This is a genomic window from Micromonospora sp. NPDC049201 (genome assembly GCF_055586805.1).
On sequence record NZ_JBVJHM010000001.1, the window covers coordinates 782393 to 800751 of the forward strand.

At 74.4% G+C, this 18359-nt stretch carries 9 protein-coding genes and 2 pseudogenes; 3 read left to right on the forward strand and 8 right to left on the reverse strand.

All coding sequences use genetic code 11. From position 1 onward, the window contains the following. Positions 1–122 precede the first annotated feature (122 nt). Positions 123–1193: an NAD-dependent epimerase/dehydratase family protein gene (locus ACZ6O5_RS03220; RefSeq protein ID WP_465974239.1), complete on the reverse strand. Its 1071-nt coding sequence runs from the start codon at positions 1191–1193 to the stop codon at positions 123–125. A 215-nt stretch (positions 1194–1408) separates the two neighbouring features. Between ACZ6O5_RS03220 and ACZ6O5_RS03225 the strand changes: the two genes are divergently transcribed. Together ACZ6O5_RS03225 and ACZ6O5_RS03230 are read left to right on the forward strand one after the other, a co-directional pair. Beyond that, positions 1409–2749 carry a molybdopterin-dependent oxidoreductase gene (locus ACZ6O5_RS03225; RefSeq protein ID WP_465974240.1) on the forward strand — a complete coding sequence of 447 codons (1341 nt, stop codon included), beginning with the start codon at positions 1409–1411 and terminating at the stop codon, positions 2747–2749. Next, the gene (locus tag ACZ6O5_RS03230) at positions 2742–3176 is read left to right on the forward strand and encodes a hypothetical protein (RefSeq protein ID WP_465974241.1); all 435 of its coding nucleotides are present in this window, start codon (positions 2742–2744) and stop codon (positions 3174–3176) included. The genes ACZ6O5_RS03225 and ACZ6O5_RS03230 overlap by 8 nt, the downstream gene beginning before the upstream one ends. 21 nt (positions 3177–3197) lie before the next feature. Here ACZ6O5_RS03230 and ACZ6O5_RS03235 read toward each other — a convergent pair whose 3' ends face one another. Next, positions 3198–4430 (reverse strand): ArsB/NhaD family transporter, encoded by a 1233-nt coding sequence (locus ACZ6O5_RS03235; RefSeq protein WP_281941550.1) that lies wholly within the window; start codon positions 4428–4430, stop codon positions 3198–3200. A gap of 108 nt (positions 4431–4538) precedes the next feature. Between ACZ6O5_RS03235 and ACZ6O5_RS03240 the strand changes: the two genes are divergently transcribed. Continuing rightward, positions 4539–10319, forward strand: a complete 5781-nt coding sequence (locus tag ACZ6O5_RS03240) for a WD40 domain-containing protein (RefSeq protein ID WP_465974242.1) — start codon at positions 4539–4541, stop codon at positions 10317–10319. 81 nt (positions 10320–10400) lie between these two features. On the opposite strand, the gene ACZ6O5_RS03245 is transcribed toward ACZ6O5_RS03240, so the two are convergent. From ACZ6O5_RS03245 to ACZ6O5_RS03270, 6 genes and pseudogenes are all read right to left on the reverse strand, one after another. Then, positions 10401–10997 (reverse strand): GNAT family N-acetyltransferase, encoded by a 597-nt coding sequence (locus ACZ6O5_RS03245; protein ID WP_465974243.1) that lies wholly within the window; start codon positions 10995–10997, stop codon positions 10401–10403. Between the two features lie 107 nt (positions 10998–11104). Further along, positions 11105–12340 carry a ricin-type beta-trefoil lectin domain protein gene (locus ACZ6O5_RS03250; protein ID WP_465974244.1) on the reverse strand — a complete coding sequence of 412 codons (1236 nt, stop codon included), beginning with the start codon at positions 12338–12340 and terminating at the stop codon, positions 11105–11107. Positions 12341–12480: 140 nt separating this feature from the next. Then, positions 12481–12729, reverse strand: a pseudogene (locus ACZ6O5_RS03255) (DivIVA domain-containing protein); the annotation flags it as partial. Positions 12730–13416: 687 nt separating this feature from the next. Then, positions 13417–15567 (reverse strand): annotated as a pseudogene (locus tag ACZ6O5_RS03260) (SAV_2336 N-terminal domain-related protein); the annotation flags it as partial. A gap of 2 nt (positions 15568–15569) precedes the next feature. Beyond that, complete coding sequence (locus tag ACZ6O5_RS03265; protein ID WP_465974245.1) at positions 15570–16523, reverse strand: AAA family ATPase; 954 nt, start codon at positions 16521–16523, stop codon at positions 15570–15572. Then, a complete protein-coding gene (locus ACZ6O5_RS03270; RefSeq protein WP_465974246.1) occupies positions 16520–18352 on the reverse strand; it encodes a VMAP-C domain-containing protein in 1833 nt (610 codons plus the stop codon). The genes ACZ6O5_RS03265 and ACZ6O5_RS03270 overlap by 4 nt, the downstream gene beginning before the upstream one ends. Positions 18353–18359: the final 7 nt, after the last annotated feature.

The following is an 18359-nucleotide window of genomic DNA, read 5'->3' on the forward strand; positions in this document are numbered from 1 at the left end:
CCCCATCGAGGCCGCGCGGTTTCCCGGAAAGAGGGGCTGTCGCGGGCGGAATAGCCACTCTTTCCGGGAAACTGTGGCCCGAGGGGGGGGTGGGCGGCCCCGAGGAGGGGCGGGGGCGGGGGTCAGGCGGGTTGGGGGGAGAGGGTGGCGGGGGAGCGGAGGGGGTCGGTGGCGAAGGCTTTGACGCCGTCGGTGAAGGTGACCCGCGCGGTGTAGCCGAGCAGGTCGCGGGCGCGGGTCGGGTCGGCCACCACGTGCCGGACGTCGGCCGCCCGCGCGCCGCCGGCGATCTCCGGTGCCGGGCCGCCCATGGCCTCGGCCAGCGCGGTCGCCAGGTCGCCCACGGTGTGCGGCTCGCCGGAGCAGACGTTCATCGGCACCAGGCCGTCCGGCGGCGGCGCGGTCAACGCCAGCAGGTTCACCCGCGCCACGTCCGTGACGTGCACGAAGTCCCGCCGCTGCCGGCCGTCCTCCAGCACGACCGGGGCGCGACCGGCGGCCAGCGCCGAGCGGAACAGCGAGGCCACCCCGGCGTACGGGGTGTCGCGGGGCATCCGCGGACCGTAGACGTTGTGGTAGCGCAGTGCCCACACACCGCCGCCGGTCTGCCGGGCCCACGCCGCGGCGTAGTGCTCCTGGGCGAGTTTGCTGGCCGCGTACGTGCTGCGCGGCTCCAGCGGCGCGTCCTCGGGTACCAGCGCCGGGGTGAGCGGGTCGCCGCAGCCGGGGCAGGTCGGGTCGTAGCGGCCGGCGGCCAGGTCGGCGGCGCGGCGCGCGGCGGGACGCACCACGCCGTGCCGGGCGCAGGTGTAGCGCCCCTCGCCGTAGACCACCATCGAGCTGGCCAGCACCAGCCGGCGTACCCCGGCGCGGTGCATGGCGGCGAGCAGCACCGCCGTGCCGAGATCGTTGTGCCCGGCGTAGTCCGGCGCGTCGGACGGGTCGAGCCCGTGCCCGACCATGGCCGCCTGGTGACAGACCGCGTCCACGCCAGCCAGCAGCCGGTCCAGCAGCCCGGCGTCGCGGACGTCACCGACGGTCGGGTCGTGCCGCCGGGACCATTCCGGCAGCGCGCCGCCGTGCGCCTGCGGCAACAGGGCGTCCAGGCAGACCGGCTCGTGGCCCTCGGCCGCCAGCAGGTCGGCGATCTGCGATCCGATGAAGCCGGCCGCGCCGGTGAGCAGTACCCGCATACCGGCCCACGCTAGGGCACCCGGGTCGGGCCGGCGGCCGGTTCACGTCCGACGTCAGCGGTCCGTAAGGACGACCGCGGTAAGGCGGTCCGTGAGGACGACCGCGGTAAGGCTTCGGTAATGCGGCAAACGCCGTCGCGGGCGACCGGCGGCGTCTAGCGTCCCATCCGGAAGCGCCGGCCGACCGGTCGGCCCCGTCGCCGGAGGAGGTGCCCGTGCCCACCGACGTCCCACCAGCGGACGACCCCGCGCCCGCCGCGACCGAGCCGCGGTACGCCGCGCCGGCCCAGCTCTGGCGTGCCCTGGACCGCCACCGTCCCCCGGGCGTCGACGCGGTCGACCGCGCCTGGCGCAGCCCGGTACGCGGACCGTGGCTGACCTCCGTGCTGGGCGCCGTGCTGCTGGCCACCCTGCCGCTGGTGATCGTCACCGGGCTGCTCGACTGGATCGCCTACGGCCCCCGCTTCGACCAGGCGTTCCCCCGGGACGTGGGGTGGCTGCACCCGCCGGTGTTCGACTGGCCGACCCGACCGGCGTGGCTGTTCCGGGTCACCCAGGGGCTGCACGTGACGCTCGGGATCGTGCTGGTGCCGGTGGTGCTGGCCAAGCTCTGGTCGGTGGTGCCGAAGCTGTTCGCCTGGCCACCAGCCCGTTCCGGCGCGCAGGTGCTGGAGCGGCTGTCGTTGCTGCTGCTGGTCGGCGGCATCCTGTTCCAGAGCGCCACCGGCCTGCTCAACGTGCAGTACGCGTACCTGTTCGGCTTCGACTTCTACACCGCGCACTGGTACGGCGCCTGGATCTTCACGGTGGCGCTGGTGGTGCACGTGGCGGTCAAGCTGCCCCGGCTGGTGACCGCGCTGCGCGGGCCGGGCTTCGCGCGTACCCCGCTGGCCCGGACCCGGCCGGAGCCGGCGGACCCGGACGGCCTGGTGGCACGCCGCCCCGGCCCGGCGACGACGAGCCGGCGCGGCGTGCTGGCGCTGGCCGGCGGCGGCGCGTTGCTGCTGGCCGCGCTCACCGTGGGGCAGGGCGTCGACGCGCTACGGGGCACCGCGCTGCTGCTGCCGCGCGGCCGGCGGATCGGCGACGGGCCGACCGGTTTCCCGGTCAACCGCACCGCCGCCGCGGCCGGCGTCACGCCGGACCGGACCGGGTCGGGCTGGTCGCTGACGGTGCGCGCCGGCGACCGGACCGAAACGCTCGACCGCGACCGGCTGCTCGCGCTGCCGCAGCACACCGCCACGCTGCCGATCGCCTGCGTGGAGGGCTGGTCGACGTTGCAGACCTGGACCGGGGTACGCCTTCGGGACCTCGCCGCGATGGTCGGCGCCGCGGAGCCGGCCACGGCACGGGTCCGTTCGCTGGAACGCGGCGGGCTGTTCAGCCGGGCCACCCTGCACGGCGGCCAGGTCAGCGACCCGGACGCGCTGCTCGCGTTGCGGGTCAACGGCGTCGACCTGAGCCCCGACCACGGCTTCCCGGCCCGGATCATCGTGCCGGCGCTGCCCGGCGTGCACTGCACCAAGTGGGTCGAGGAGATCGAGTTCGATGGCTGAGCTCCGGCGGGCGTACGGCGCGGCGTGGTGGCACCTGGCGCTCCTGGTCGGTTGCTTCACGGTGACCGGCTGGATCGCGCTGCGGCTGGCCGGCGAACCGACCGCGGGGCGGATGCTGCTCTGGTTCGTCGGCGCGGTGGTCGCCCACGACCTGGTGCTGTTCCCGGCGTACGCGACCCTCGACCGGCTGCTGCGTCGCTTCGGCCCGGCGGTGCGCAACCACGTGCGGGTGCCGGCGCTCGGCTCGGGGCTCCTGCTGCTGGTCTATCTGCCCGGCGTGCTCGGGCTCGGCGACGGCACGTACTCGGCGGCCACCGGGCTGACGCCCGAACCGCTGCTGCGACGCTGGCTGGCGGTCAGCGCCGTGCTGTTCGCCGCGAGCGCGCTGCTTTACACGGTCCGCCGGTTGCGCCACCGCGAGCGTTGACCTCCCGACGCGCGGGGCGGGTCAGGCGCCGGGGCCGATCAGCAGCGCGGCCACCGTGCCCGCCGTGGCGAGGGCGGCCAGCGCGGCGCTGGTCGCCACGAACCGGCCCAACGGCACCGCCACGCCGGCGGCCCGGCATCGCTCGTACCAGATCAGCGTGGCCAGCGACGCCCACGGCGTGGCCAGCGGACCCACGTTCGTGCCGATCAGCAGCGCCAGCAGTTGGGTGTGCCGGTCGGCGGCGATCACCGCCTCGCCGGCCACGTACGCCGGCAGGTTGTTGACCACGTTGCTGAACAGCGCGCCGACCGCGCCCGCCCGCAGCGCCCCCTCCGCACCCGGATCGGCGCCGATCAGCGCGCCCATCACGCCGTCCAGGCCGTGCCGGCCGATGGTCTGCACCACCAGGAACAGGCCGGTGACGAACACCAGCAGCCGCCACGGCACCAGCGCCGGCCGCAGCCGGTGCCGGGCGCGTGCCGCGAAGCCGGCCACCACGATCGCGGCGGCCACCCCGGAGGCGACGCCGATCTCCACCCCGGCCAGGACGCCGCCGACGAAGAGCAGGCAGGCGGCCAGCGCGGTGCGGTAGAGCAGCCGGTCCGGCGCCACGTACGGCGGCGGCGGGACGAACGGGTCGGCCCCGGCGCGGGCCGGTCGCCAGTACCACCACCACAGCAGCAGCATGGTGATCGCGATGGCGACGAGCTGCGGCCACCACATCCGGGCCGCCCACGGCACCGGGTCCAGGCCGATCCGGTCGCTGGCCAGGATGTTTGTCAGGTTGGACACCGGCAGCAGCAGGCTCGCGGTGTTGGCCAGCCAGACCGTGGTCATGGCCAGCGGCGTCGGCGGCACGTTCAGCGTCCGGGCCAGCGCGATCATCACCGGCGTCAGCAGCACCGCGGTGGTGTCCAGGTTGAGCGCGATGGTGGTGACCGAGGCGAAACCGACGCAGAGCCAGAACAGCGCCCGGAAGCTGCCCCGCGCGGTGATCGCCACCCGGGCGGCGAGCGCGTCGAACACGCCGGCCACCGCGGTCAGCTCGGCCAGCACCACCACCGTGCCGAGGAAGATCAGAATGGGCACGATCCGGCGTACGGTGGCCTCGGCGTCGGCGCGGGGGAGCAGCCCGGTGAGCACGCAGAACACGCCGACCACGGCCAGCCCGATCGCGATCCAGTCGAGCACGTGCAGCCGGCTCCGACGGGATCGGTCCGGCGCGGCGGACGGCGGATCGCCGACGGTCTCCACGAACGACGATCCTCGCACATCCGTCCCGACCGGTCCGGCCCGACATGGGCGGCATACCGTGCGGCCGAGGGTGTCGATCTGTTGACCGTCGGTGGTCATAATGACCACGTGGCTGTAGGCGCGCACCCCACCCGGTCCGACCGCCCCATCGACTTCTTCATCAGCTACTCGCCGGCCGACGAACGCTGGGCGACGTGGCTGGCGTGGGAGTTCGAGACCGCCGGCTACCGCACGATGATCCAGGCGTGGGACTTCGTGGCCGGCACCAACTTCATCGACTTCATGGACCGCGGGGTCCGTGAGGCCGAGGTGGTGGTGGCGGTGCTGTCCGAACGCTACCTGCACTCCACGTACGGCAAGCTGGAGTGGCAGGCCGCGTTGCGCGCCGACCCGGACGGCACCGGCAACAAGCTGGTCACCGTGCGGGTCGAGGACTGCCCGATCGACGGTCTGCTCGCCACCATCACCTACGTCGACCTGGTCGGCGTGGACGACCCGGCGCAGGCGCGCGCCCGGGTGCTGGACCGGATCCGGGAGGCGCTCGACGGTCGGGCCAAGCCGATGCGGCAACCCGCGTTCCCGCACCACCCGGACGATCCGGCCGGCCTGCTCGCCGCGCCCGCCGCCGGGACGCCCGCGCAGCGTCGCCCCCGGCGTACCCCGATCAACCCGCCGCCGTTCCCGCCGGCCGCGGTGGCGCCGCCCACGGCGCGCGACACCGTCACGGTGCTCCAGGTGGCCGGGCCCCGGTTCGGTCGCGGCGTACTCGACCCGGGCGCCCCGGTCACCCCCGGCGAGGTGCAGGAGCACCTGATGGGTGACCTGACGCTGCTGATGAACGACGGGGTGCCACGACCCGACCTGCTGGTGGTGGCCGGCAACCTGACCGAGTCGGGCACCCCGCGTGAGTTCTCCGACGCGTTGAGCTTCCTCACCGGGCTGCGGGTGCTGCTCGGCCTGGAACCGCACCGCCTCGTGGTGGTGCCCGGCCCGCGGGACGTGACGATGGCCGCCTGCCGGGCGTACTTCGCCACCTGCGAGGCCGACGACGTCGACCCGCAGCCGCCCTACTGGCCCAAGTGGCGGCACTACGCGCGGCTCTTCGACGACCTCTACCAGGGGCTCGACGACCGGCTCTTCGACAGCGAACAGCCCTGGACGCTGTTCCCGATCCCCGACCTGCGGGTGGTGGTGGCCGGGCTGAACTCCACCATCGCCATCACCCACCGTGAGGAGGACCGCTACGGCTTCCTCGGCGAGGCCCAGTCGAGCTGGTTCGCCCAGCGGCTGCGCCACTACCAGCAGTCCGGCTGGCTGCGGCTGGGCGCGATGGCGCACGCCCCCGGCCCGCGCAGCCCGTACGCCGACGAGGCCCCGCCGGACCGGGTGTCGCTGCGCGACCGTGGCTCGGTCAACCGGCTGGTCGGCCCGATGCTCAACCTGCTGATCTCCGACGCGGCGCCGGCCGGCCGGGTCGACCCGGTGGTGCCGCTGGCCGCCGCGCCGCGCGACGGCCGGGCGCAGGTGCTGCGGCTCGGCGCGGACGGGCTGACCCGCTGGGTGCTGGGCCGCGACGACCGTGAGGACGGCGGCGAGTCCACGGCGGTGAGCTGGCCCCGCGCCGAGGCCACCTTCGGCGCGGCCGGCCCGGCCCAGGTGCCCGACCCGAGGCGACCGGCCCTGGTGGAGGGCGCCACCCAGGGCGGGGCGCCGGCCGCGGCGGCGACGCCGGCGGCGCCGGTGGAGCGGCTGCTGGACCGGCTCGCCGAGGTGTGCGAGGCCCGCTACGACCGGGTGGTGGTGCGGCGTGTCGACGGCGACCCGCCGCACCTGTACGTCAGCTACCGCTCCGACGGGGTGGTCCGGCAGCAGCGGGTCGGCGCGCACGTGGGCACGCCGGGGCCGGACGATGTGGACCGGTTCGCCCGTCGGGTGCACGCCACCGACCCGGACATCGGGTCCGAGCTGGTCTACGACGGCGACCGGGTGCCGCGCGGGCTGGCCGAGGAGGCGCAGCGGCGCGGCGTACGCGTGCTGCACCTGACCGAGTTCCAGGGCCTGCTGGACCTGCGCGACTACGTGGCCGCGCAGACCGCCCGGCTCCAGGCCGACCGGCTCTACCCGCCCGGGCAGTACGTCCCCCAGCGCTACCGCCACCTGGTCGGCGCGGACCAGCGGGTCCGCGAGGACGTGGTGGACGAGCTGCTGGAGACCGTCTCCGCCCCGGACGGCCGGTTCGTGCTGGTGCTCGGTGACTTCGGCCGGGGCAAGACGTTCGCGCTGCGGGAGGTGGCCCGCCGGCTGCCGACCGCCGCACCGGACCTGATCCCGATCCTGGTCGAGCTGCGCGCGCTGGACAAGGCGCACTCGGTGGACGGCCTGGTCGCCGCGCACCTGGCCAACCACGGTGAGCAGGTGATCGACCTCAAGGCGTTCCGGTACATGCTGCGGCAGGGCCGGATCGTGCTGCTCTTCGACGGGTTCGACGAGCTGGTGGCCCGGGTGACCTACGACCGGGCGGCCGACCACCTGGAGACGCTGCTCCAGGCCGCCGAGGGCGCGGCGAAGATCGTGGTGAGCAGCCGGACCCAGCACTTCAAGACCAACTCGCAGGTGCTGACCGCGTTGGGCGAGCGGGTCGGCCTGCTGCCGCACCGCCGGGTGCTGGCGGTGGAGGACTTCACCCCCGGCCAGATCGAGGCGTTCCTGCGGCACCGCTACGACGGCGACGAGGCCGCCGCCCGCGAGCGGATGAGCCTGCTGGCCGGCGTCAAGGATCTGCTCGGCCTGTCCCGTAACCCGCGCATGCTCGGGTTCATCGCCAACCTGGACGAGGGCCGGCTGGCCGCGGTGGCCGGCGCCGGCGGCACGTTCAGCGCCGCCGCGCTCTACCGGGAGATCCTGGAGTCCTGGCTGGACTTCGAGGAACGGCGCACCCAGGGCATCCCGGGGGCCCCGGTCAGCCTGCGCCGGCCGGAGCTGTGGCAGGCGGTGAGCCGGCTGGCGTTCCAGCTCTGGGAGAGCGGCGAGTCCTACCTGCGGCTCGCCGAGCTGACCGAGTCCACCGGCCAGCTCGCCGGGCGGGCCGAGTCGCGGCTGTCCGGGCCGCAGGCCGCGCACGCGGTCGGCGCGGGCAGCCTGCTGGTCCGCACCGACGACGGGCTGTTCGGCTTCATCCACACCTCGGTGATGGAGTGGCTGGTCGCCGACGGCGTCGCCGAGCAGCTCAACCGGGGCGAGGAGCCGACCGCGCTGGCGGTCCGGTCGCTGTCCGCGCTGGCCGTGGAGTTCCTCGGCGACCTCGCCGACCCGGCCCGCTGCACCGCGTGGACGGCCCGGGTGCTCGGCGACGAGTCGGCCGGCGAGACGCTGCGCGCGAACGCGCTGCGGCTGTCCGCCCGGCTGCGCCTGCCCGACCGGGCCGACCTGCGCGGCGCGGTGCTGCGCGGCGAGGACCTGTCGCACCGGGAACTCGCCGGCGCGGACCTGACCGGCGCGGACCTCACCGACACCCGGCTGGTGGCGACGAACCTGACCGAGGCGCGGCTGGAACACGCCCGGCTGCGCGGCGCGCGCCTGGACCAGGCGCGGCTCGCCGGGGCGGACCTGCGCGGCGCGGAGCTGGCCGGCGCCCGGCTGTTCCGGGCCGACCTGCGCGGCGCGCGGATCGCCGGCAGCAGCTGGCACCGCACCGCGCTGATCGACGTGAGCGCCGACCCGGCGTTGCTGCGCGCGCCGGAGCTGCGCGGCGCGGTCGTCGCGCCGGGCCGGCCGGTCGCGCCCGGGCTGGCGCCGCCCGCGGTGGGCGTCGGGTACGGCTTCGAGGTGGGCCGGCTGCCGGTGCCGGTGGCGTACAGCCCGGACGGCGCGGTGCTGGCGGTGGGCAGCGACGACGGTGGCGTGCTGCTCTGCGACACCGCCACCGGGCTGCCGGTGCGCACGCTCCAGGGGCACCGGTCCCGGGTGTACGCGGTGCGCTACGACGCCGCCTCGCACCAGCTCGTCACCGGCGCGGCCGACCTGACGGTGCGGCTGTGGGACGCCGACCACGGCGACGTGCGGCACGTCATCGAGGACGTCTTCGCGGGCTGGGTGTGGCCGCTGCTCACCGACGAGCGCCGGGGCCGGCTGGTGGTCGGCGACGCGGCCGGCGTGGTCCGGCTCTTCGACACCCGCACCGCGCGGCTGCGCCACGAGTGGCCGGGGCACGACGCGCCGATCTGGGGCACCTCGTTCAGTCCGGACGGCCGACGGGTGGTGGTGGTGGACAGCGCCGGCGCGGTCCGCGGCTGGGACATCCACACCGGCCGGCTCGCGTTCGAGGTGCGGGAGCCGGAGGTGGTCTACCGGGTGGTGCACTCGCCGGACGGCCGGCTGCTGGCCGCCGTCGGGCAGCACGGCCGGGTCTGGGTGCGCCGGGCCTCCGACGGCGAGCTGCTGCGGCAGCCGCGCGGCCACGAGGCCGACGTGTACGCGCTGGACATCAGCCCCGACGGCACGCTGATGGCCACCGGCGACACGCACGGCGCGCTGCGGCTGTGGGAGACCGAGACCGGCCGGCCGGTCCGGGTGCTCGGCCGGCAGCGCGGCGCGATCTACAGCGTCCGGTTCAACGGTGACGGCAGCCTGCTCGCCACCGCGGCCAGCGACGGCGCGATCCAGCTCTGGGACACCGTCGACGGCCAGGTGCGGCACGAGTTGACCCGGCACCGCGGCTCGGTCTGGCCGGTGGTCTGGCGGCCGGACCAGAACCAGGTGGCGACCAGCAGCAACGACGGCACCACCCGGCTGTGGGACGTGCGCAGCGGGCAGCTCCAGCACACGCTGCGCGGGCACGGCCGGCGGGTCACCGCGCTCTCCTTCCGCGACGACGGGGAGGTGCTGGCCGCCTGCGGCAACGACGGCGTGGTCCGGCTCTGGGAACCGCGCACCGGCCGCCTGCTGCGGCAGCTCGCCACCCCCGCCGACCGCCTGCTCTCGGTGGTCTTCTGCCCGGACGAGCCGCTGGTCGCCACGCCGAGCGGCGACGGCGGCGTGCACCTGTGGAACACCGACACCGGCGCGGACGAGCGGGAACTCAACGTGGACACCGACCACGTCTGGGCGGTCGCGTTCAGCCCCGACGGCGACGCCCTGGCCACCGCGAACGACGACGACACGGTCCGCCTCTGGTACCGCCGCACCGGCCGGCACTTCGCCACGCTCACCCCGCACCGGGGCCGGGTCCGCACGGTGGCGTTCAGCCCGGACGGCGAGACCATCGCCACCGGCTGCGACGACCAGATGGTCCGGCTGTGGGACGCGGCCACCGCCACCTGCCGGCTGACCCTGGAGCACCACACCGAACGGGTCTACTCGATCGGCTTCAACAGCGAGGGAACGCTGCTGGCCAGCGCCGGCAACGACGGCACCGCGGTGGTGTGGGACGTGGCCACCGGGGAGGCGCGCACGGTGCTCACCGAGCACACCGGCCGGCTCTGGTCGTGCGCGTTCAGCCCGGACGGCAACCTGCTCGCCACCGCCGGCGACGACCTGGTGATCCGGCTCTGGGACCCGGGCACCGGGCGGCTGCACGGCACCCTCGCCGCGCACACCCGGCGGGTCTGGTCGGTGCACTTCAGCCCGGACAGCAGCCTGCTGGCCAGCGCCGGCGACGACGGCACGGTCCGGCTGTGGGACGTGGCCGACCCGGAGCACGCCCAGTTGCGGACCACGCTGATCGGTCTGCCGGACGGCTGGGCGGCGGTCAGCCCGGACGGCCGCTACAAGCTGGACGGCGACCCGGGCGGCCAGTTCTGGCACGTCATCGGCACCTGCCGCTTCGAGGTCGGCGAACTGGACCCCTACCTCACCCAGGTCCGCCGCCTGGCCGTCGACGCCCCCTTCTGACCACCCCCGGGCCCGTCGCCGGTGATCAAGGAGTTCGCGTCCCGGTTCCGGGCCGGCTCCGACGCGAACTCCTCGGTCGACTCAGGCGGGGGCCGGGCCCGTCCAGCGGACCTCGCCGTCGTGCCACACGTCCGTCGGGGCCAGACCGCAGGCGGTGGCCACCGCCGCCGACGCGCGGTGGTCGGGATGGATGTGGGCCACGAGGGTACGCACACCGCGCCGCCCGAGCCAGCCGGTCATCCCCCGGGCGGCCTCGGTGGCGATCCCGCGTCCCTGCCAGGGCGTGCCCACCACCCAGGCGATCTCCGCGACCGGCCCGGCGTCGACCGGCTCCGTGTCGTCGCGGTGCCGGTGCCCGACCGCCCGGACGCCCGCCGTGGCCGCGTGCCGGGGCGGCCCCACGGGTGCGGTGACGGTGGCCTGGACGAACCCGGTCAGCGGGCCGTCGTCGCGGAGCCGGATGACCCAGTTGCACCACGACTCGCCCGGATCGGGGGAGCCGGCGACCAACCGCTCGTAGCGGGCGCGCAGCGCCACCGGGTCGGCGGGGCTGCCGCCGATGAAGGTGTGCAGCGCCGGGTCGGCGAGCACGGCGGCCATCTCCTCGGCGTGCGCGACGGCCAGCGGCAGCAGGAGCAGCCGGGCGGTGGGGACGGTTCCGGTGGTGAACCCGCTCATGGCGTCGCCGTCTCGGGAGAGGGGTGGGATGGCGCCGCCTCATCGTACCGGCGGCGCGGGTGCCGGGGCGGGCGGTGGGCGCCGCCCGCCCCGGGCTCACCGGCCGGTCAGCGCCGCCACTTCTGGTTGGCGCCGCCGGTGCAGTCCCAGATCTGCAACCTGGTGCCGTCGGCCGAGCTGTTGCCGGTGGCGTCCAGGCACTTGTTGGCCTGCGGGTTCACGATGTCGCCGGCGGCGCTGAACACCCACTTCTGCGCGCCGGTGCCGTTGCAGTCGTAGAGCTGCACCTTGGCGCCGCTGGCGGTGGACCCGGAGGCCACGTCGAGGCACTTGCCGAGCGCGCGCACCGAGCCGTCGGCGTTCCAGGTCCAGCGCTGGGCGGCGGTGCCGTTGCAGGACCAGAGCTGCACGGCGGTGCCGTTGGCGGTGCTCGCGCTCGCCACGTCGACGCACTTGTTGCCGTACCCGACGATCGGCCCGCCGGTGCCCCCGCCGCCGGTGTCCCAGGCCTGCACGCGGACGTAGTCGACGGTCATGGTCTGCGGGAACGTGGTGGAGCCGTCCGGCGAGCCGGGCCAGTTGCCGCCGACCGCCACGTTCATGATCATGAAGAACGGGTGGTCGAAGACCCAGCGGTTGCCGCCCGCGTCGGCCGGCGTCTTGCGCGAGTAGGCCACCCCGTCGAGATACCAGGTGATCGAGTCGGGGGCCCAGTCGACGGCGAACGTGTGGAACGCGTCGGCGAGCGCCTGGCCGTTCGGCAGCGAGGTGGACGCGCCGATGCCGTTGGCCCCGGAGTAGCCCGGGCCGTGCAGCGTGCCCCACACCGTGGACGGGGCGTAGCCGACGTTCTCCATGATGTCGATCTCGCCGCTGTTGGGCCACGGGTTGCTGCCGATGTCGTTGCCGAGCATCCAGAACGCCGGCCACAGCCCCTGCCCGCGCGGGATCTTGATGCGCGCCTCGAACCGGCCGTACGCCTGGGCGAACGTGCCGTTGGTGAGCAGCCGGGCCGAGGTGTACTGGCAGTTTCCGTACCAGCAGCCGTAGCCGGCCGGGTTCTCCTTGCGGGCGGTGATGACCAGGTTGCCGTTGCCGTCGAGCGCGGCGTTGCGGGTGCTGTTGGTGTAGTACTGCAACTCGTTGTTGCCCCAACCGCCGCCGCCGATGTCGTAACGCCACTTGCTCGCGTCGGGGGCGGCGCCGGCCGGGCCGGTGAAGTCGTCGGACCAGGTGACCGCGCCGGGGGCGGCCATCGCCGGGGTGCTCGGGACGGTGGTGAGGGCGGCCGTGAGGCCGACCGCCGCCATCGCCAGGGCGGCGGCGGTACGGATGCTGCGCACGGGGTGCCTCCTGCGGTGGTGGGGGCGTTCGGTGTCCGGGCGGCCGGCCCCGCCGAACGGTAAACAAACTATAAAGATAGTCTTCGATGAAGGTATGAACGAAGTCGCCCGCTGTCAACAGGGAGCGGGGGAGACTACCGTTCGGCGTCGCCGATCGCCCGCTCCACCCGGTCCAGCCAGAGGTCGACCTGCCACTCGTCGTATCCGTTGAAACGCACCTGGAAGACGACGTCGTGCACCTCCCGGGCGGTCACCGGGCTCAGGCTGGGCATCGTGCCGTGTTGGTGGTGGGCGAGCGTCGCCTCGATGCGCTCGGCGAACGCGTCGACCTCCCTGGTGTCGTAACCACGGCGAAGGAGTCGGCGCGCGAAGCGTTGCCCCCGGGGCATCCTCAGTGGCTCCGTCGCCGTCGAGGTCCCCTCGGCGGCCGGTTCGGGCACCCGCTCCTGGGCACGCGCCGGGCGGACCAGGGCCCGCACCTCGTCGGCGGTCAACTCGACGCGGATGGGCGTCCCCGGGTTCACCACCATCGCGACGCCGCCCGGCCACGCCGAGACCACGTCGAGGAAGGACCAGGGGCCGGACGGCCGGTCTTCCAGCCGTTGCGGCGCGGTGGCCAACACGATGTTGCGCCTACTGACTGCCAGATTGCCGCGCAGTATTTTGGCCAGGGCCGCATCGCCGGCCCGGAGCGGTTTGTACGGCAACCAGACCTCCGCCGACAGCAGGATCCGCACCGCCGCGTCGGCGGACGACCGCCTCGCGGCCCACAGTTGCGCCTCCACGTCGTTGAACGGAATGAACTGCGTCGCCTCCGTATCCGGCATGGTCTCTTCGTCCGGCGCGGAGAGCGGCGTCTCCTGCGCACCGAGCGCGGACACGGGAGGCGGCTCCTCGGTGTGCCGCGCGTGCCGTCCCTCTCTCGGGCCCTCCGACGGCCCGGCCCCGGTGGTGGGCGCCGACCCGAGCAGACTGAGGTAGTCGTCCATGACCTGCCGCACGACCTCGGCCGGTAGCACGGCGATCTCGTCCCCGGGTCCCCGAAGCGCCGACCGGCCGTTCACCATGCCGACGACCTCTCCGCTCGCGGGTCGCCACACGGGCGCGCCGGCCATCGCATGCCCGAGCGACGCCGGATCGTCACCCGTCAACTCCACGTACGCCCACCCGCCCGACGCGACCGAGACGACCCGGGCCGGACGCTGGGAGGCGTGGGACAGGAGGAGAACCGCTTCGCCGACGCTCGGCGCCCCGGGCGCGACCGAGATCGGCGCGTACGCGGGCGGGTCCCCCTCGATGCGGAGGATCGCCACGTCGAGCTGGTCGAACGTGGACTGGTGCGGGGGCCACGCCGCGACGACAGTGGTGTGGACGGGCCCCCCGCGCCGACCACCGATGCGCACCGACACCGGACCGTCCGGCCACGAGGAGGCGACCGGATTTCGGCCGAGCGCGCTGTTGACCACGTGGGCGCAGGTCGCCAGGTACCGCGGACCCACCAGGAAGCCGCTGCCCACGCCCTGACCGTCGGCATCCGTCACCTCGCCGACCACGGGCTCGTCGGGGATGCCGGGCGCGACGACGGCGTCCGTGGGAGCGTCCGGCTCCGCCGGCGTGGAGACGCCCGCCACCCGGGCGAGGATCTCGGCCCGGAGCCTCGCGAACGCACGGCTGTCCGCCGGCAGATCCAGCGCGCCGGACGGGGCGGGCACCGCGGCGGCCAGGCCAGCGCCCGGCAGCCGCAGCCGGCGCTCGATGAAGGCGGACACCTCCCGGTCGACCCGGTCCGCCTCGTGTCGCTGCAATGTGGCGAGCAGGATGTCGCGGACGCCGTCGACGAACTCGTAGCGGTCGTCGGCCGCCGACCCGTCGGTGACGCTGACCACCAGACCGCTGAACAGGATCTCCGCCAGGTGTGCTGGTGAGGAACGGGGCATCATCGTCGCCTGCACGGTCCGCATCAACGCCAGACTCAGCGGCGCCGCGGACAGGTAGGTGACCAGCTCGTACGCCTCCGGCGTGGCTCCGGCCCGGAACGCCCGGACCCGCTCGAAGGGTTCCCGGGGCTCCCGGCGGGTTTCCGGAGTGCCGCGTGCGGTGTCGCCGGGGAAGAGGACCGACGCGTCGACTCCGCCCTGGGCACTGCCGCTGGTCAGCCGGGCCCAGGGGGCCAGCCATCCGGCGTCGACCTCCAACACCGGCACCGGTGGCTCGGCGACGTGATGGCGGCGTCGATAACTGACGAAGGACAGCCGGTTGTTGGGCGCGCCCGGCGACGGGGTGTCCAACCGCCCGGGCACCGGACGCAGTGCCGTCCGTTCCCACAGGTGGGCGGGGAGCGGTTGCAGGACGGCAACCGGACCGGAGCGGCCCCAACGGCGGATCACCTCGCCGAGACCGCCGCCACGCCACGCCTCGCCGACGCCGTCGGTCAGCAGCAGGATGAGCCGGCGGCCCGTCGGGTCGATCAGCTCCGACGGACGTCGCGGGGTGCCACCGGCGCCCCGCCGGGACGTGGTCACCCATGGCCTGCCGTCCGCGTCCACGTGCAGGTGGCACAACCGCACGTCCCGGAACGCGCCGAGCCGCCGGAACACGCCGGACAGCTCCATGGCGAGTCGCCCCCAGAGTTGCCCGCCCGCTCCCAGGTCCGCGACGAGCACCAGGTCCAGCCACGGCTCCCGAGCCGGCCGCAACACCGGCAGCCAGATCCTCCGCTCGGCGATCCGGCGTGCCGTCGCCTCCTCGTCGAGGACCATCCGGTGTCGGGAGTCGACAGTCCGCTTCAGCGGACGCAGCGACCGCATCAGACGCAGCGTGTCCGGAATCGCCGGTGCGGCGTGCGCCAGCAGCGGCACCGCCGGGCTCGCCGGAGGCCGGTGGTGGGACTGTTGAGGACGCAGGTGCAGCGGCAGCAGGTCCTCCGCCACGGGATCGGGCGGGCGTACCCGATCGACCGGGTCGGGGACCTCGGCCGGCTCCGGTGGGCCGGGGTCGAACCGCGGGTCCGTCGGCGACGGCGCCTCCGCCGGCTCGCCCGACCCGGTCCGTTCCGGAGGCTCGGTGCCCTCGTCGACGGGCGCGGCCCGGTCACCATGGTCGTCCGGGGACGCCGCCGCTGGCCCGGACGGCAGGTGCTGCGCCAGCCACAGGGCGTCCGCGAGACCGCGGGCGTCCAGGTCCAGGCCGGCCCGGGCGAAGACCCGCGACACCCGTGCGACGGACACGACTAGGACAGCTCGGCCAGATACTGCAGGACGAGGTTCGCCAGCCGGTCCGGATCCAGTTGGTCGCCGGGTACGTGCCGGGTCAGGTAGACGGCGTTGAGGAGTTGATCGGTGGCGAGCTCGCCGTGCTCCCGCCGGTCGAGGAAGGCGCGGACCAGTCGCCGCGCGCGGTCGTCCAGGTCGGCGCCGAGATGGGCCCGGACGATGTCGTCCAACCGGTCCTCGGCCGGCGGTCGCAGCTCCATCCGGACGCAGCGCCGCAGGAAAGCCGGTGGGAAGTCCCGTTCGCCGTTGCTCGTCAGGACCACGATGGGAAACGTCGTGCAGCGGACGTAACCGTTCTCCACCGTGACGCGGCGGCCGTCTGAGGTGCCGATCGTCACCTGCGGGACGGCCTCGGCGAGCCGGGACAGCTCCGGTATCTCGTACTCACCCTCCTCGAACGCGTTCAACAGGTCGTTGGGCAGGTCGATGTCGCTCTTGTCGATCTCGTCGACGAGCAGCACCCGTTCCCGCTCGCTCGGCGTCAGGGCGGTACCGAGCGGGCCGAGTCGCAGGAACCGCCCGACGTCCGGTGCATCCTGCCCGGCGCCGCGCAGGTTGTGCTCCTCGATGCGGCCGATCGCGTCGTAGTGGTACAGGCCGTCGCGGACCGTCGTCCGACTGGTGATCGGCCAGCGCAGGACCGGCCCCAGCCCCAACTCGTGCGCGATCGCGTACGCCAGGGTCGACTTGCCCACGCCCGGCTGCCCGGTCACCAGCAGCGGACGACGCAGGTATATGGCGGTGTTGACGAGGTTCAACGTCTCCTCGTCGGTCTGGTACGTCCGGGCCTGCTCGGGACGCTGCGTGCGATTCTGCGTACCGTCGAAGGTCCGCCACGGGGGCGGGGGTGGCAGCCGGTCGATGCCGTCGTGCGGCTCGCCGCTTCCCCGGAAGACCCACCAGGTGTTCACGCGACCTCCGCTTCGTCAGGCGGCAGCATCTGTTGCCGGGGCGGACGCCGCCTCGGATCGTCCCAGAGCAGCACCAGATCTCGTCCCCAGTGTTCGTCGGCCGCCGCGGCCCGCCGCCGCAGTTCGAGGAACCGCTGGGGAAGCCCGTCATGGCGGGTGTCCGCCAGCCAGCCCCGGAGCCCGTCCTGGAACAGCCGCACCGGGCAGGCGTCGTCGGCGCACTCCTGGCAGCGCGTGCCGCACCAGGTCAGGGCCGGCACACCTGCCGGAAGCGCCACCTCCAACACGACTCGCGACGGGGCGGCGTCGGGCGGGCCGGGGAGCGCGACGGCGGACAGGTGCGGCTGGCTGCCGACCCAGCCCCACATCGCCTCGTGGCCACGCCGATCCCCACAGGGGATCGAGGCGAGGCCGGAGCGGAGGAACTGCTGGGCTGTCGTGTTCCACCGCCGCTTGAGGAAGGCCAGGCTCTCGGCGTCCTCCAGCCGCTCGAGGTCGCGGACCACGACGGCGTACTTGCTGCCCAGCGTCTCCCACCGGCGCGACCGCCACAGGGCCCAGGAGTGCACCGGCTCGTTGAGGAGTTCCTGCGGCAGGATGAACTCGATCATGATGTCCCGCTCGTGGGCGGCCAGGTGCCGGATCTGTTCGACGAGCGTGTCCTGCACCCGCTGCCTGGCGTCCGGCCACGGCACGGCTTCGAGATCGTCGATGACCGGCACGACGTGGTCGGCGTCCACGTAGCGCCACATGGTCACGTGGTAGCGCCGGTGGTTGTTGCCCGCCGGGCGCAGCCGCACCATGACCGAGACCGGGTCGGTGACGGATGACTCGGTCAGCCGGTCCACGATCGGCGGGATGACGCCGAGGCGCCCGGTGCGGTACAACACCCAGTCGCGCAGCTCGGGTCGGTCGGTGTGCCGCCGGGCCAGGTCAGCGGCGTAGGTCAGCACCTGCGGCGGTTCGCCGGCGGGCGGCGCCACGAGGCCCATCAGATCCGCGGCGACGTCGCCGTAGTCGTGCTGCGGTGCGGACGGCGGTCGGGCCAGCGGCCCGGCCGACCGTGCGTAGTCCGTCCGGTGTTCCTCGCCCCGGATCTCGGGCAGCGTGGCGAGGATGCCGCGCAGGTCCCGCTCCTCCCTCGGCGTGACGTACGTGACGGAACGCTCGGCGTCGAACGTCGGGCGGTGCTCGTTGTCGGGATGACGGTGGTGGTGCAGGTCGTGGGCCCGCCACAGGTGCCGGTGGATGGCCGGGTCCAGGTCGCGCAGGCCGACCAGGGGGACGACGAAGCCGCCTCCCTGCTCCCGCTTGGCCTTGATGACTCCCCAGACGCCTCCGCTGTCCGGGTCGAGGACAGGCCCACCCGACATTCCCTGGGTGACGTCCTCGTGCGAGATCTTCAGCAGCGTGCCGGGCGGGAACGCGTGCCGCCCGGTGAGATGCAGCAACCCGACGGCGGGCTTCAGCGACGGCGCCAGGGTGCTCGAGTAGCCGGCGCCGAAACAGGGACGCCCCAGGCTCGGCATCCGGGTGGTGAGCCAGACGCACGGGTGTTCGGTCAGGCTGTCGAGGTGGATGACGGCGAGGTCCGGCCACGGCCACAGTGCCGCGCCGGTCGGCGCCGCGGAGGCCGCCCGCACCGTGCCGGCGTGGGGAAGACCCCGCCACCGCACGGTGACCCGGGTCGCGGTGGGGCCGGCGACGTGGGCGCAGGTGAGCACCGTGCCGGGGGCGACGAAGAAGCCGCTGCCCGGGAGACGTCCGTCGACCTGCACGAGACATTCGGTGAGATGGCCTTCGGCCCAGGCCGTCACCGCGTTCGACATCGGTGCG